This is a genomic window from Pseudoduganella umbonata (genome assembly GCF_014192225.1).
In the GTDB taxonomy this organism is placed as follows: domain Bacteria; phylum Pseudomonadota; class Gammaproteobacteria; order Burkholderiales; family Burkholderiaceae_D; genus Rugamonas; species Rugamonas umbonata.
Map to the genome: position 1 here is coordinate 119,560 of NZ_JACHXS010000014.1, position 12,512 is coordinate 132,071.

Here is a 12,512-nt window from a genome sequence, read left to right on the forward strand (position 1 = left end):
ATCAGAGATCCTCCGAACCAAGCAGCATTTCGGACAGGCCCTTGCCGCTCTGGATCATCGGCCACACGTTTTCGCTCTGGTCGGTAATGAAGTTCATGAACACCAGGCGGTTCTTCATGCCAAAGGCTTCGCGCAAAGCGCCGTCGACGTCGCCCGGCTTCTCGATGCGCATGCCGACGTGGCCATAGGCCTCGGCCAGCTTTTCGAAGTCCGGCAGCGAATCCATATAGGACTCGGAGTAACGCGAACCGTAGTCGAGCTGCTGCCACTGGCGCACCATGCCCAGGAAGCGGTTGTTCAGCATGATGATCTTCGGCGTCAGGTGATACTGCTTGCAGGTGGCAAGTTCCTGGATGTTCATCTGGATCGAGCCCTCGCCGGTGATGCAGGCCACCGTGGCATCGGGATTCGCCATCTGCACGCCCATTGCGTACGGCAGGCCCACGCCCATCGTGCCCAGGCCACCGGAATTGATCCAGCGGCGCGGCTTGTCGAACTTGTAGTACTGCGCCGCCCACATCTGGTGCTGGCCGACGTCCGACGTGATGAACGCGTCGCCCTGCGTGATTTCGTAGACTTTTTCAACCACCGACTGCGGCTTGATGATCAGGTCCGACGATGGGTACTTCAGGCACTGGCGGTTGCGCCATTCGGTGATCTGGCCCCACCATTTCGACAGCTGGGCCGGATTCGGCCGGTGGTCGGCGGCGTCGAGCTGCGCCAGGAATTCGATCAGCACGTCCTTGACGTTGCCGACGATCGGAATGTCCACCTTCACGCGCTTGGAGATCGACGACGGGTCGATGTCCACGTGGATGATCTTGCGCGGGTTCGACGCGAAGTGCTTCGGGTTGCCGATCACGCGGTCGTCGAAACGGGCACCGATGGCGATCAGCACGTCGCAGTTCTGCATCGCCATGTTCGCTTCGTAGGTGCCGTGCATGCCGGGCATGCCCACCCACTGGTCGCTCGACGAACGCGAGCCGCCCAGGCCCATCAGCGTATTCGTGACGGGGAAGCCGAGGCGCTCGACGAGCTTGTTCAATTCGTTCGATGCATTGGCCAGGATCACGCCGCCGCCCGTGTAGATCATCGGGCGCTCGGCCGCCAGCAGCAGTTGCACCGCCTTGCGGATCTGGCCCGAGTGGCCCTTGTCGACCGGCCGGTACGAGCGCATCTCGATCTCCTTCGGATAGGAGAACACGTGCTTGTGCATCGAGATGTCTTTCGGGATGTCGACCAGCACGGGGCCGGGACGGCCGGTGCGGGCGATATAGAAGGCTTTCTTGACCGTTTCGGCCAGGTCCTTCACATCCTTGACGAGGAAATTGTGCTTGACGACGGGGCGCGTGATGCCGACCGTGTCGCATTCCTGGAATGCATCCTGGCCGATCGCATGGCTCGGCACCTGGCCGGAAATGACGACCATCGGCACGGAATCCATGTACGCGGTCGACAGGCCGGTCACCGCATTGGTGACGCCCGGTCCCGACGTGACGAGGGCAACGCCGACTTTCTGCGAGCTGCGCGAGTACGCGTCCGCCGCATGGATGGCAGCCTGCTCATGGCGAACCAGGATGTGCTGGAATTTGTCCTGCTTGAAGATGGCGTCGTAGATATAGAGGACTGCTCCTCCCGGATAGCCGAAGACGTGTTCGACGCCCTCTTCGGCCAGACAGCGCACGAGTATCTCGGCGCCAGTGATGGCTGCTTCGTTGTTCATGAAACATTCCTTTCAAGGTCCATAGGAGATTGAACGGATGCTCTTGCCTGTCGAAGTTAGCCTATCGCCACAGCTCCCTCGAGCGTACTTGCATTTGCGGTGACGCCGGCTGTTCCCCCAACCGTAGTGGGGTGCGAGACGGACGCTGTAACGCAATTATTTCCGCTGGAGTTTCTGCAGCTGTTCGGACGACCTCTCGCGCTTTTGGCACGGGCTGGAGCAAACTGCTGACATATGAAAGCGGATCGTGCACGGCGGCGTTGTGTGCAACTGCGCGCGACCTGGGAGCTTCGTGGTGTACAAAGCGTCCCATACGTTACTGCGTTGCACCATCGATGGTCAAGAAATATTATGATTTTTTCGTACTTATGCGCCGGTTCGGTGCACCGCGCGGGGGCAAGCGTGGCGAAAAGCGCCAAAAAAATGCGGGAATACCGGTTTTTTGCTAGGATGCAGAGTTCAGAAGACCTCAACGGCACCGAATTTCCCATGCACCCCTCCTGATGGCAACAGATAAAGAACTTTCAGACTTTCTGGAAAACGTCGAACGACGTGCCTTCAAGCAGGCGGTCTATGCAGTACGCAAGGATGAGGCAGCACTGGACATCGTCCAGGACGCGATGATCAAACTGGCGGAAAAATACGGCGACAAGCCGGCTGCCGAACTGCCCCTGCTGTTCCAGCGCATCCTGCAAACCACCATCCTCGATTATTTTCGCCGCGAAAAGGTGCGAAATACCTGGGTCAGCCTGTTTTCCGGACTGGGAAATTCCCAGGAGGAACATGAGGATTTTGATATACTCGAATCCTACGAGGCCGAACAGGGCACCCAGGCTGCCGAATCGAGCGCCGACCAGGTCGAACGCATGCAGGTCCTGCAAATCATTGAAGATGAAGTGCAAAAGCTCCCGACGCGTCAACGGGAAGCGTTCCTTATGCGTTACTGGCAGGATATGGATGTAGCAGAGACGGCCGCAGCGATGGGATGTTCCGAAGGGAGCGTGAAAACACATTGCTCAAGAGCAAATCACACTCTCGCCGAAGCACTCAAAGCCAAGGGAATCAAATTATGAATACCGAAGAAATCAATTTCGCTTACCGCGTGCGCCATGCGCTCAACGAGAAGCTGGACGATTTACCGGCCTCGACTACCGATCGCCTTGCCGCCGCCCGCCAGGCCGCCATGGCCCGCAAGAAAGCGCATGTGGAAGTGCGCGTGACCCGTACCGCGACGGTGGCTGCCACCGCAGGCGGTAACGGCTTCTTCTCGGCACCGTTCGGCTGGATCAGCCGCTTCTCCGTGGTCTTGCCATTGCTGCTCGTCGTGGGTGGCATGGTCGGTGTGTACCAGTACGAGCAGCAGCAGTCGATCGCCGAGCTGGCGGAACTGGATGCGGCCCTGCTGTCGGATGAATTGCCGCTGTCGGCCTACCTGGATAACGGATTCAACGCCTATCTTGAAACCCGCGGACGCTAGGGAAGGCGCGTAGGATGGCGCAAAAGAATGGCCGCGCGTGGCTGTTGGGCGGTGGCGCAGCGCTGATCGTGGCGATCGCCGTCGGCGCTGCCGTGTTGCGGCATCATCGTGCGGACGTCGCGCCGTCGCCCGCCGCCTCGGCCTCGGCACTGCTTTCCTCTTCCGTGACCGAATTGCGCTGGCAGGATCTCACGCCCGCGCAGCAGGAAGCGCTCGGCCCGCTGAAAGCGGGATGGGACGACCTGGGCCCGGTGCGCAAGCAGAAGTGGCTCGACATCGCCGGCCGTTATGCGTCGATGAAACCCACCGAGAAGAAACGCATGCTCGAGCGCATGCGTGCCTGGACCGAGATGTCCCCGGAGGAACGCAAGGCCGTGCGCGAGAATTACGCGCGTGCGCAGCGCGCCGTCGGCGGCAAGAAAGCGGCCCAGTGGGAAGAATACCAGCAGCTTTCCGACGAGGAAAAACGCAAGCTGGCCAAGGCCGGCACCGTGAAGAAGCAGCAGGTGGCGAAGCCGCCCACGCCGGCGCAAAGCCTGGCGAAGACGCCGCATCCGGCCAAGCCGCACGGGCCGGTCGCTCCCACGCCAGCGGTAGCCGCGACGCCGGCCCCGGCACCCGCCGCACCGCCGCCGGCGCCGCCACAGCAGCCGGTGCAGGAACTCGTGTATCCGCTCGAAGGCGCCGCCACGCCGGCCGTGATGCTGCAGCAGAATCCGCCTTCGCCGGCGCCCGCTCCGGCAGTGCCGACTGCCCCGGCACTCGTGCCCGCGCCGGCCCCGACCGCGCCGGCGCCAGCGCCCGCCGCGTCGTCCGCCGCGCCCAATGCAGTCAAGTAACGCGACAGTATCCATGCCTTCGATCAGGCGCCGCCTGGTCTCGATGGTCTATGAATTGCTGCTCGCGTTCGCCGCCCTGTTCCTGCCTTTCCTGGTGTTCGAATTCCTTGTCGATGCCAGCCATTCCACCGCGGTCGAGCATGGCCGGCAGGCGCTTGCTTTCCTCGTGCTGGGTGCGTATTTCATTCATCAGTGGAGCCGCAACGGCCAGACGCTGGCGATGCAGACCTGGCGCCTGCGTGTCACGCTGGCCGATGGCGCGCCGGTAACGCCGAAGCGCGCCGCGCTACGCTACCTGCTGGCCTGGATGTGGGTGCTGCCCGCGCTCGTCGCCAGCTGGGCGTTCGGACTCGCCCATTGGCATGCGCTGGGCGCCATCGCGATCGGCATCGGCGCCTGGTCGCTGACGGCGTTCCTCGACCGCAACCGGCAATTTCTCCATGACCGGATCGCCGGTACGCGACTGGTGCAACTGCCGAAGCCCCCGAAGAAGGCTTCCGCCCAGGCGGCCTGACCTTGCAGGGGGCGATTGCCGCCCTCACCTGTCCCGGATGATCCCGGACGACGACTCCCTCACCGAACCGCGGTGCCCGCTCTGCGGCCGCCCGCTCGGTACCGTCAACATCGACCGGCACCACCTCGTGCCGAAGACGTTCAAGGGCCGTGCGCAGTTCCCCATCCACAAGATCTGCCACCGGAAAATCCATTCGGTCTTCACCGAAAAGGAACTGTTCCGCACATATCACACGTGGGAAAAATTGCGCGAGAACGAAGACATCCGCACCTTCATCGACTGGGTCGCGCGCAAGCCGCCGGAGTTTTATACGACCACGGCCACCGCGAACAGCAAGAAGCGGAAATGACCAACGACAAAACCGGTGACAGGCACCTATTTATTTGAAACATTTCAGATAAACAGGTGCCTGTCACCGCAACGCAGCACCTGCTTCGACACCGTGTTTGCTCAGGAAATATTGCAAATTAACTGGTGCCTGTCACCGGTTTTGAGGAAATATTGCAAATTAACTGGTGCCTGTCACCGGTTTTGTCACCGGTTCTGGGGCGTCAGAAGCGTTCGTATCCGAGCAAGTAGCGCCACTGTCCGACGGGCAGGCTGCCCATCGAGAGGCGGCCGATGCGCAGCCGCCGGATGGCGGTGGGCGTCAGCCCGACGGCGCCGCACATCCGCTCGATCTGGCTCGGCTTCGGGCCCTTGACGGCGAAGCGCAGCCGCCGCTCGTTCTGCCAGCTGACCTTCGTGGCGCCCTGGTTCAGCTGGGCCAGGCCGTTGTCGACGATGCTGCCGTCGACATCGACGATCAGCTCCTGCTCCACCGAACCCGGCTCATCCACCAGCTTGCGGATCACGCGGTAGTCCTGCGTGAACACGAACAAGCCGCTGGCCGAGAGGTCGAGCGGCAGCACCGGCGTCAGGTTGTGCAGGTGCCGCTTCAGGAAGCGTTCTTTCGCAGCGTGCTCGCTGCGCGCCTCCGGCACCAGGCAGCGCAGCGCATCGGCGCCGGCCGGCTTGTTCAGCAGGATCGTGACCGGCACGATGTCCAGCAGCGTGGCGTCCGCAGCCAGCGCCACCGCCTGCGACGGTGCCACGCGGGCACCCGGTTCTTCGACGACAGTTCCGTCGACGAGCACGAAGCCGCCTTCGATGTACAGTTCCGCTTCGCGCCGCGAGCAGCCCTTCTCGTCCATCACCCGCTTCGACAGGCGGATCGACTCGTCACTCATGGGCAGCCTCCGCGCCGGTATAGAAACGGTGGCCCATTTCCTGCAATCCTACGGTATCGAGTACTTCCTTCAAGCGGTCGGCGGGACGCCTGCGCGGCAGGTCTTTATACGTGGCGATGATCAGCTCGTTCTTCATCGAATGCTCCCATCCCACCAGCTCCGTCACATTGACCTGGTAGCCGTGCGCTTCCAGCTGCAGGCAGCGCAGCACGTTGGTGATCTGGCTGCCGAACTCGCGGGTATGGATCGGATGGCGCCAGATTTCCGTCAGGGCGCTCTTGCCGAGCGACTGGCCCTTGTTCTTGCGCAGCACCGACGCGACTTCCGCCTGGCAGCACGGCACCAGCACGATGTGCTTCGCCTGCTTCTTCAATGCAAAGTCGATCGCGTCGTCGGTGGCCGTGTTGCAGGCGTGGAGCGCGGTGACGATGTCGATGGTCGCCGGCAGTTCCGACGACGTCGTCGATTCGGCCACCGACAGCGGCAGGAACGACATGCCTGGGAAGTCGAACCTGGCGGCCAGCTCGCGCGAGCGCTGTACCAGCTCGTCGCGCGTTTCGATGCCGTAGATGTGCGAATTGCCATGCGACCCGTCCTGCAAGGCCTTGAAGAACAGGTCGTAGATGATGAAGCCGAGGTAGGACTTGCCGGCGCCATGGTCGACCAGCGACACGGCACCCTTGTCATTCACCACGTCGTTCAGCAGCGGCTCGATGAACTGGTACAGGTGGTACACCTGCTTGAGCTTGCGCCGGCTGTCCTGGTTCAGCTTGCCGTCGCGCGTCAGAATGTGCAGTTCCTGCAGCAGCGCGACGGACTGCCCTGGCTTGATTTCCGGGATATCCGTCACGGTCGCCGGCAACGGCGCCTTGTCCGCCTTGCCGACGTTGTTCGTCTTATTGCGCTTCATCGATCCACGCCTGCTGGATCGCTTCCAGGATCTTTTCGCCGCCGCGCTTGTGGTCGTCGTCGAATCCTTCCAGCGTCACCACCCAGTGGTGCAGGTCCGTAAAGCGGATCTGCGTCGGGTCCAGGTGCGGATATTTGTCATACAGCGCTTCCGCGATCGCCGTGATGTCCGTCCATTTCATCTCAGTGCGAGCCTTCGCTGGCGTGGTTGATGGTGTATTTCGGGATCTCGATGACCAGGTCCTCGTCCGCCACGATCGACTGGCACGACAGGCGCGATTGTGCTTCCAGTCCCCATGCCTTGTCGAGCAGGTCTTCTTCCGTCTCGGTGGCTTCGTTGAGCGAGTCGAAACCTTCACGCACGATCACGTGGCAGGTGGTGCAGGCGCACGACTTCTCGCAGGCGTGCTCGATGTGGATGTCGTTGTCCAGCAGGACATCGCAGACGGATTTGCCCGCTTCCGTCTCGATGACGGCGCCCTCGGGGCACAGCTTGGCGTGGGGCAGGATGACGATTTGTGGCACTTGCTACCTCTGTAATATTTGTAGATGACGCGGTGGAAGACGTGGCTGGCTTATGCGGCTAACTTATGCGGCTAACTTATGCGGCTGGATTACGCGACCTGGTCCAGCGACTTGCCGGCCAGTGCGCTGCGCACGCTGCGGTCCATCCGGCGCGAAGCGAATTCCTCGGTGCCGTGCGCCAGTTCCTCGACGGCGGCTTTCACGGCCAGGTGATCGACCGTGCCGGCGACCGACTGCGCCAGGATCTCGCGCGTTTTTTGCATCAGCGCATCGACCGCGGCCCGTTCTTCGGCGGTCAGCAGGGCCGCGTCTTCATCCAGCGCCGACTGGGTCGCCAGCAGGATGCGCTCGGCCTCGACCTGCTCTTCGCGCAGTGCGCGCGCCTTCATGTCGCTTTCGGCCGACGTGTACGAATCCTGCAGCATGCGCGCGACATCGTCGTCGCCCAGGCCATACGACGGCTTCACGGTGATCGATGCCTCGACGTTGGAACGCAGCTCGCGTGCCGAGACCGACAGCAGGCCGTCGGCATCGACCTGGTAGGTGATGCGGATGCGCGCCGCGCCGGCCGCCATCGGCGGAATGCCGCGCAGCTCGAAGCGCGCCAGCGAACGGCAATCGGACACCAGCTCGCGCTCGCCCTGCAGCACGTGCACCGCCAGTGCCGTCTGGCCGTCCTTGAACGTCGTGAATTCCTGCGCGCGGGCGCACGGAATCGTCGAATTGCGCGGGATGATCTTTTCAACCAGTCCACCCATCGTCTCGATGCCCAGGGACAGCGGAATCACGTCGAGCAGCAGCCAGTCGTCGCCGGCGGCGCGGTTACCGGCCAGCAGGTTCGCCTGGATCGCGGCGCCCAGCGCCACCACCTTGTCCGGGTCGATGTTCGCGTGAGGAATCGTATGGAAGAACTCGCCCACGGCGCGCTGCACGTGCGGCATGCGCGTGGCGCCGCCCACCATCACCACGCCGTCGATATCGTCGGCATCGATGTTGGCGTCGCGCAGCGCCTTCTTGACGGCGTTGATGGTCTTGGCCACCAGGTGCTTGGTGATCTCGTTGAACGTTTCGGCCGTGATGATCTGGTGCACGTTCTCGCCGGACGACAGGCTGGCATCGACCAGCACCTCGTTCTTGGTCGACAGCAGCTCCTTGGCTTCGCGCGCCTTCACCATCAGCACGGCGGTGTCCTTCTCGTTCAGCGGTGCCAGCTTTTCCTGCGCGTGGATCCAGCAGAACAGGCGGTGGTCGAAATCGTCGCCGCCCAGCGCGGAATCGCCGCCGGTGGCCAGCACTTCGAACACGCCTTTCGACAATTTCAGGATCGAGATGTCGAACGTGCCGCCGCCCAGGTCATACACGGCGAACAGGCCTTCGGAGCCGTTGTCGAGGCCATAGGCAATCGCCGCGGCGGTCGGCTCGGACAGCAGGCGCAGCACGTTCAGGCCGGCCAGCTGGGCCGCATCCTTGGTGGCCTGGCGCTGCGCATCGTCGAAGTAGGCAGGCACGGTGATGACGGCGCCCACCAGGTCGTCGCCCAGCGCATCCTCGGCGCGCTGGCGCAGCGTGGCCAGGATCTGCGCCGACGTCTCGACCGGGCTTTTCACGCCGGCCACGGTCTTCAGCTGCACCATGCCGGGAGCGTCGACAAAATCGTACGGCAGGTTCTCGGCGTAGGCGATGTCCTTCAGGCCGCGGCCCATGAAGCGCTTGACCGAGACGATCGTGTTTTTCGGGTCGGTGGTCTGCGCCGCCAGCGCCTTGTAGCCGATGTTGGCGTGGCCATTCGGCAGGTAGCGCACGACGGACGGCAGCAGCGGCCGGCCGTCCTCGTCGTTCAGCACCTCGGGAATGGACGAGCGCACGGTGGCGACCAGCGAGTTCGTCGTGCCCAGGTCGATGCCGACCGCCAGCCGATGCTGATGCGGTGCGGTGGACATGCCGGGTTCGGAAATTTGCAGAAGAGCCATGTGAAACCTGTTCTTGTTGTGCGCTTGTTGTATGCTGCGTGCCGCCGGGGACGACGTTGCGGCGCTTGTTGAAGTCCGCCTAGGCGTCCAGCGCGTCGAACGCGTGGCGGACGTCTTCGCCGAATTTTTCCAGGAACATCAGCGCGCGCACGCCCTGCGCGGCGGCGTGGTAGTCGCCCACGTCCAGCTGCGCTTCGATGTCCTTCAGCTGCCCCTTGCGCGCGGTGCGCAACTGGCCGTCGAGCTGGTCGAGCAGCCCGGCATCGCGGCTGGCGCGCGCCTCGGCCAGTTCCTCGCGCCATTCCATCTGCTGCATGAGGAACGCCATCGGCATCGCCGTGTTCGACTCGGTCTGCAGGTCGACACCATGCAATTCGCACAGGTACTGGGCGCGGCGCTGCGGATTCTTCAGCGTTTGATAGGCTTCGTTGGCGCGCGTGGCCCACTGCATCGCGACACGCTTTTCAGCGTCCGTGGCGTTCACGAACTTGTCGGGGTGGACGCGGCCCTGGACTTCGCGGTAAGCGGCGTCCAGCGCGGCGGTATCGATGGCGAACTGCCGCGGCAGCTGGAATAACTCGAAGTAATTCTGCACGGTGGAGATGATGTCAATGCGTCAGACGCGGAAGCTTTCGCCGCAACCGCAGGCGTCTTTTTCGTTCGGGTTGTTGAACTTAAAGCCCTCGTTCAGGCCTTCGCGCGCGAAGTCGAGCTCGGTACCGTCGATGTACGGCATGCTTTTCGGGTCGACGAACACCTTCACGCCGTGCGATTCGAACACCGTGTCTTCCGGTGCCACTTCATCGACATATTCCAGCTTGTAGGCCAGCCCCGAGCAGCCCGTCGTGCGCACGCCGAAGCGCAGGCCGACGCCTTTGCCACGCCGTTCGATGTAGCGGGAAATGTGCTTTGCTGCCTTTTCGGTCAGGGTGACTGCCATGCGAATTCCTCCTTCATCGGGGCCCGCCTCGCGAGCCCCGTCGTACTGGTATTACCAATTAAGCAGAATGCTTTGCCTTGTAATCGCTGACGGCCGCCTTGATGGCATCCTCCGCCAGGATCGAGCAGTGGATCTTCACCGGCGGCAGCGCCAGCTCTTCGGCGATCTGCGTGTTCTTGATGGCCAGTGCTTCGTCCAGCGTCTTGCCCTTGACCCATTCGGTCACCAGCGAGCTGGAAGCGATGGCCGAGCCGCAGCCGTAGGTCTTGAATTTCGCGTCTTCGATCAGGCCGTTGGCGCCGACCTTGATCTGCAGCTTCATCACGTCGCCGCAGGCCGGCGCGCCGACCATGCCGGTACCGACGGTTTCATCGCCCTTTTCAAAGGCGCCCACGTTGCGCGGGTTTTCGTAGTGATCGAGTACTTGTTCCGAGTAAGCCATGATATTGCTCCTAAAGATTCGTTATGACGGCCAGCTTAGTGAGCGGCCCACTGGATCGAGCTGATGTCGATCCCTTCCTTGAACATGTCCCACAGCGGCGACAGTTCGCGCAGCTTGCCCACCTTCGACTTCATCAGTTCGATGGCGAAGTCGATGTCCTGTTCGGTCGTGAAGCGGCCGATCGTGAAGCGGATCGAGCTGTGCGCCAATTCGTCGCTGCGGCCCAGCGCGCGCAGCACGTAGGACGGCTCCAGGCTGGCCGACGTGCACGCCGAACCGGACGATACGGCCAGGTCCTTCACGGCCATGATCAGCGACTCGCCTTCCACGTAGTTGAACGACACGTTCAGGTTGTGCGGCACGCGGTGGTCCATGTCGCCGTTGATGTAGACCTCTTCGATTTCCTGCAGGCCCGTGGCCAGGCGGTCGCGCAGCGCCTTGATGCGGGCGATCTCTTCATCCATCTCCACCTTGGCCAGGCGGAACGCTTCGCCCATGCCGACGATCTGGTGCACCGGCAGCGTGCCCGAACGCAGGCCGCGCTCGTGGCCGCCGCCGTGCATCTGCGCTTCCAGGCGCACGCGCGGCTTGCGGCACACGTACAGCGCGCCGATGCCTTTCGGGCCGTAGGTCTTGTGGGCGGTGAACGTCATCAGGTCCACTTTCAGCGCCTGCACGTCGATGGCCAGCTTGCCCGTCGCCTGTGCCGCGTCGCAGTGGAAGATGATGCCCTTGCCGCGGCAGAAGGCGGCAATCTCGCCGACCGGCTGGATCACGCCGATCTCGTTGTTGACCAGCATGACGGAGACCAGGATCGTATCCGGGCGCACGGCCGCGGCCAGCTGCTCGACGGTGATCAGGCCGTTGTCCTGCGGGTCCAGGTACGTTGCTTCGAAGCCCTGGCGCTCCAGTTCGCGCACGGTGTCCAGCACGGCCTTGTGCTCGGTCTTCACCGTGATGATGTGCTTGCCCTTGGTCTTGTAGAACTGCGCCGCGCCCTTGATTGCCAGGTTGTTGCTTTCGGTCGCGCCGGAAGTCCAGATGATCTCGCGCGGATCGGCATTGATCAGCGCCGCCACGTGGCCGCGCGCCTCTTCCACGGCCGCCTCGGCCGTCCAGCCGTACATGTGGCTGCGCGAGGCGGGGTTGCCGAACTGCTCGCGCAGGTACGGAATCATCTTGTCCGCCACCCGCGGGTCGATCGGCGTGGTCGCCGAATAGTCCATGTAGATCGGGAAGTGCGGCGCGGTCTTGAAATCGACCGGGGCAACCTTGGGGACGTTTTTTTCAGGGGCGTTCATCTTTTCACTCCAGTGCTTTGCGGCGTGTATGGGTTATCTGTGTAGCTGGGCTTACTTTGCCAGGGCGGCGTGTTCGTTGCGGTGCATGACCACCACGTTCTGCTCGGCGTTCTTCTGTTTCTGCTGGTCGACCAGGTCCTGCAGCGAGACCGAGTCAAGGTAATCGACCATTTTCTCGTTCAGCGTGGTCCACAGTTCGTGGGTCATGCAACGGGCGCCGCTGGCGTGGTCCGCGCCATGGCAATTTTCCTTGCCGCCGCACTGGGTCGCATCCAGCGGCTCGTCGACGGCGATGATGATGTCGGCCACCGTCACCTTGTCGGCACGGCGTGCCAGGCTGTACCCGCCGCCGGGACCGCGAATCGATTCCACGATCTCGTGCCGGCGCAGCTTGCCGAACAACTGTTCCAGGTAAGACAGCGAAATGGCCTGCCGCTGGCTGATGCCAGAGAGCGTGACGGGACCTTTGCCCTGGCGCATTGCCAGGTCGATCATTGCCGTCACGGCAAAGCGGCCTTTGGTAGTCAGACGCATACGACCTCGATTAAATGCCGCCGGGAACAACCTAACCCGGCACGGTTCCAACTGGGTGTCCAACGAAGTGCCCACTCAGTCGCTGCTTGGTGTTCAGCTTCTGTGTTCA

Annotated in this window: 16 protein-coding genes; 5 read left to right on the plus strand and 11 right to left on the minus strand. The window is 62.8% G+C overall.

The window, feature by feature from the left end; genetic code table 11:
• Position 1 precedes the first annotated feature (1 nt).
• Positions 2-1,723 carry an acetolactate synthase 3 catalytic subunit gene (locus FHS02_RS28050; protein ID WP_137313969.1) on the minus strand — a complete coding sequence of 574 codons (1,722 nt, stop codon included), beginning with the start codon at positions 1,721-1,723 and terminating at the stop codon, positions 2-4.
• Positions 1,724-2,226: 503 nt separating this feature from the next.
• Here FHS02_RS28050 and FHS02_RS28055 point away from each other — a divergent pair.
• Genes FHS02_RS28055 through FHS02_RS28075 form a run of 5 tightly spaced genes read left to right on the plus strand, consistent with a single transcriptional unit; the run spans position 2,227 to position 4,902 of the window.
• The gene (locus FHS02_RS28055; protein ID WP_137313970.1) at positions 2,227-2,796 is read left to right on the plus strand and encodes an RNA polymerase sigma factor; all 570 of its coding nucleotides are present in this window, start codon (positions 2,227-2,229) and stop codon (positions 2,794-2,796) included.
• Positions 2,793-3,200: a DUF3619 family protein gene (locus FHS02_RS28060; RefSeq protein WP_137313971.1), complete on the plus strand. Its 408-nt coding sequence runs from the start codon at positions 2,793-2,795 to the stop codon at positions 3,198-3,200. Before FHS02_RS28055 ends, FHS02_RS28060 begins: the two co-directional genes overlap by 4 nt.
• Before the next feature lie 14 nt (positions 3,201-3,214).
• Complete coding sequence (locus FHS02_RS28065; RefSeq protein WP_137313972.1) at positions 3,215-4,039, plus strand: DUF3106 domain-containing protein; 825 nt, start codon at positions 3,215-3,217, stop codon at positions 4,037-4,039.
• Between the two features lie 13 nt (positions 4,040-4,052).
• Entirely contained in the window at positions 4,053-4,553 is a 501-nt protein-coding gene (locus tag FHS02_RS28070) for an RDD family protein (protein WP_229422657.1), read from the plus strand.
• A gap of 37 nt (positions 4,554-4,590) precedes the next feature.
• Positions 4,591-4,902: an HNH endonuclease signature motif containing protein gene (locus FHS02_RS28075; protein ID WP_221403973.1), complete on the plus strand. Its 312-nt coding sequence runs from the start codon at positions 4,591-4,593 to the stop codon at positions 4,900-4,902.
• A gap of 202 nt (positions 4,903-5,104) precedes the next feature.
• Here the strand turns inward: FHS02_RS28075 and FHS02_RS28080 are convergent, their stop codons facing one another.
• The 10 genes from FHS02_RS28080 to iscR form a co-directional block, all read right to left on the minus strand.
• Positions 5,105-5,782, minus strand: coding sequence for an RNA pseudouridine synthase (locus FHS02_RS28080; RefSeq protein ID WP_137313974.1), 678 nt, complete (start codon positions 5,780-5,782; stop codon positions 5,105-5,107).
• Positions 5,775-6,692: a class I SAM-dependent methyltransferase gene (locus FHS02_RS28085; protein ID WP_137313975.1), complete on the minus strand. Its 918-nt coding sequence runs from the start codon at positions 6,690-6,692 to the stop codon at positions 5,775-5,777. Before FHS02_RS28085 ends, FHS02_RS28080 begins: the two co-directional genes overlap by 8 nt.
• The gene (gene iscX, locus FHS02_RS28090) at positions 6,679-6,873 is read right to left on the minus strand and encodes a Fe-S cluster assembly protein IscX (protein WP_137313976.1); all 195 of its coding nucleotides are present in this window, start codon (positions 6,871-6,873) and stop codon (positions 6,679-6,681) included. Before iscX ends, FHS02_RS28085 begins: the two co-directional genes overlap by 14 nt.
• A 1-nt stretch (position 6,874) precedes the next feature.
• Positions 6,875-7,216, minus strand: coding sequence for an ISC system 2Fe-2S type ferredoxin (gene fdx, locus FHS02_RS28095; protein WP_130188279.1), 342 nt, complete (start codon positions 7,214-7,216; stop codon positions 6,875-6,877).
• Between the two features lie 89 nt (positions 7,217-7,305).
• Positions 7,306-9,186, minus strand: coding sequence for a Fe-S protein assembly chaperone HscA (gene hscA / locus FHS02_RS28100; protein ID WP_137313977.1), 1,881 nt, complete (start codon positions 9,184-9,186; stop codon positions 7,306-7,308).
• Between the two features lie 79 nt (positions 9,187-9,265).
• The gene (gene hscB / locus FHS02_RS28105; protein WP_137313978.1) at positions 9,266-9,781 is read right to left on the minus strand and encodes a Fe-S protein assembly co-chaperone HscB; all 516 of its coding nucleotides are present in this window, start codon (positions 9,779-9,781) and stop codon (positions 9,266-9,268) included.
• A 21-nt stretch (positions 9,782-9,802) separates the two neighbouring features.
• Positions 9,803-10,126 carry an iron-sulfur cluster assembly protein IscA gene (gene iscA / locus FHS02_RS28110; protein ID WP_137313979.1) on the minus strand — a complete coding sequence of 108 codons (324 nt, stop codon included), beginning with the start codon at positions 10,124-10,126 and terminating at the stop codon, positions 9,803-9,805.
• Positions 10,127-10,184: 58 nt separating this feature from the next.
• Positions 10,185-10,568 (minus strand): Fe-S cluster assembly scaffold IscU, encoded by a 384-nt coding sequence (gene iscU, locus FHS02_RS28115; protein WP_137313980.1) that lies wholly within the window; start codon positions 10,566-10,568, stop codon positions 10,185-10,187.
• 35 nt (positions 10,569-10,603) lie between these two features.
• Positions 10,604-11,869: an IscS subfamily cysteine desulfurase gene (locus tag FHS02_RS28120; RefSeq protein WP_137313981.1), complete on the minus strand. Its 1,266-nt coding sequence runs from the start codon at positions 11,867-11,869 to the stop codon at positions 10,604-10,606.
• A gap of 51 nt (positions 11,870-11,920) precedes the next feature.
• On the minus strand, positions 11,921-12,403 hold the full coding sequence (iscR, locus tag FHS02_RS28125) for a Fe-S cluster assembly transcriptional regulator IscR (protein WP_137313982.1): 483 nt from the start codon (positions 12,401-12,403) through the stop codon (positions 11,921-11,923).
• Between the last annotated feature and the right edge of the window lie 109 nt (positions 12,404-12,512).

What these genes read in the sequence shown, in the direction of transcription:
- FHS02_RS28050 (WP_137313969.1), bottom strand. Translation starts at nt 1,723, where the DNA reads ATGAACAACGAAGCAGCCATCACTGGCGCCGAGATACTCGTGCGCTGT.
- FHS02_RS28055 (WP_137313970.1), top strand. Translation starts at nt 2,227, where the DNA reads ATGGCAACAGATAAAGAACTTTCAGACTTTCTGGAAAACGTCGAACGA.
- FHS02_RS28060 (WP_137313971.1), top strand. Translation starts at nt 2,793, where the DNA reads ATGAATACCGAAGAAATCAATTTCGCTTACCGCGTGCGCCATGCGCTC.
- FHS02_RS28065 (WP_137313972.1), top strand. Translation starts at nt 3,215, where the DNA reads ATGGCGCAAAAGAATGGCCGCGCGTGGCTGTTGGGCGGTGGCGCAGCG.
- FHS02_RS28070 (WP_229422657.1), top strand. Translation starts at nt 4,053, where the DNA reads ATGCCTTCGATCAGGCGCCGCCTGGTCTCGATGGTCTATGAATTGCTG.
- FHS02_RS28075 (WP_221403973.1), top strand. Translation starts at nt 4,591, where the DNA reads ATGATCCCGGACGACGACTCCCTCACCGAACCGCGGTGCCCGCTCTGC.
- FHS02_RS28080 (WP_137313974.1), bottom strand. Translation starts at nt 5,782, where the DNA reads ATGAGTGACGAGTCGATCCGCCTGTCGAAGCGGGTGATGGACGAGAAG.
- FHS02_RS28085 (WP_137313975.1), bottom strand. Translation starts at nt 6,692, where the DNA reads ATGAAGCGCAATAAGACGAACAACGTCGGCAAGGCGGACAAGGCGCCG.
- iscX (WP_137313976.1), bottom strand. Translation starts at nt 6,873, where the DNA reads ATGAAATGGACGGACATCACGGCGATCGCGGAAGCGCTGTATGACAAA.
- hscA (WP_137313977.1), bottom strand. Translation starts at nt 9,186, where the DNA reads ATGGCTCTTCTGCAAATTTCCGAACCCGGCATGTCCACCGCACCGCAT.
- iscA (WP_137313979.1), bottom strand. Translation starts at nt 10,126, where the DNA reads ATGGCAGTCACCCTGACCGAAAAGGCAGCAAAGCACATTTCCCGCTAC.
- iscU (WP_137313980.1), bottom strand. Translation starts at nt 10,568, where the DNA reads ATGGCTTACTCGGAACAAGTACTCGATCACTACGAAAACCCGCGCAAC.
- FHS02_RS28120 (WP_137313981.1), bottom strand. Translation starts at nt 11,869, where the DNA reads ATGAACGCCCCTGAAAAAAACGTCCCCAAGGTTGCCCCGGTCGATTTC.
- iscR (WP_137313982.1), bottom strand. Translation starts at nt 12,403, where the DNA reads ATGCGTCTGACTACCAAAGGCCGCTTTGCCGTGACGGCAATGATCGAC.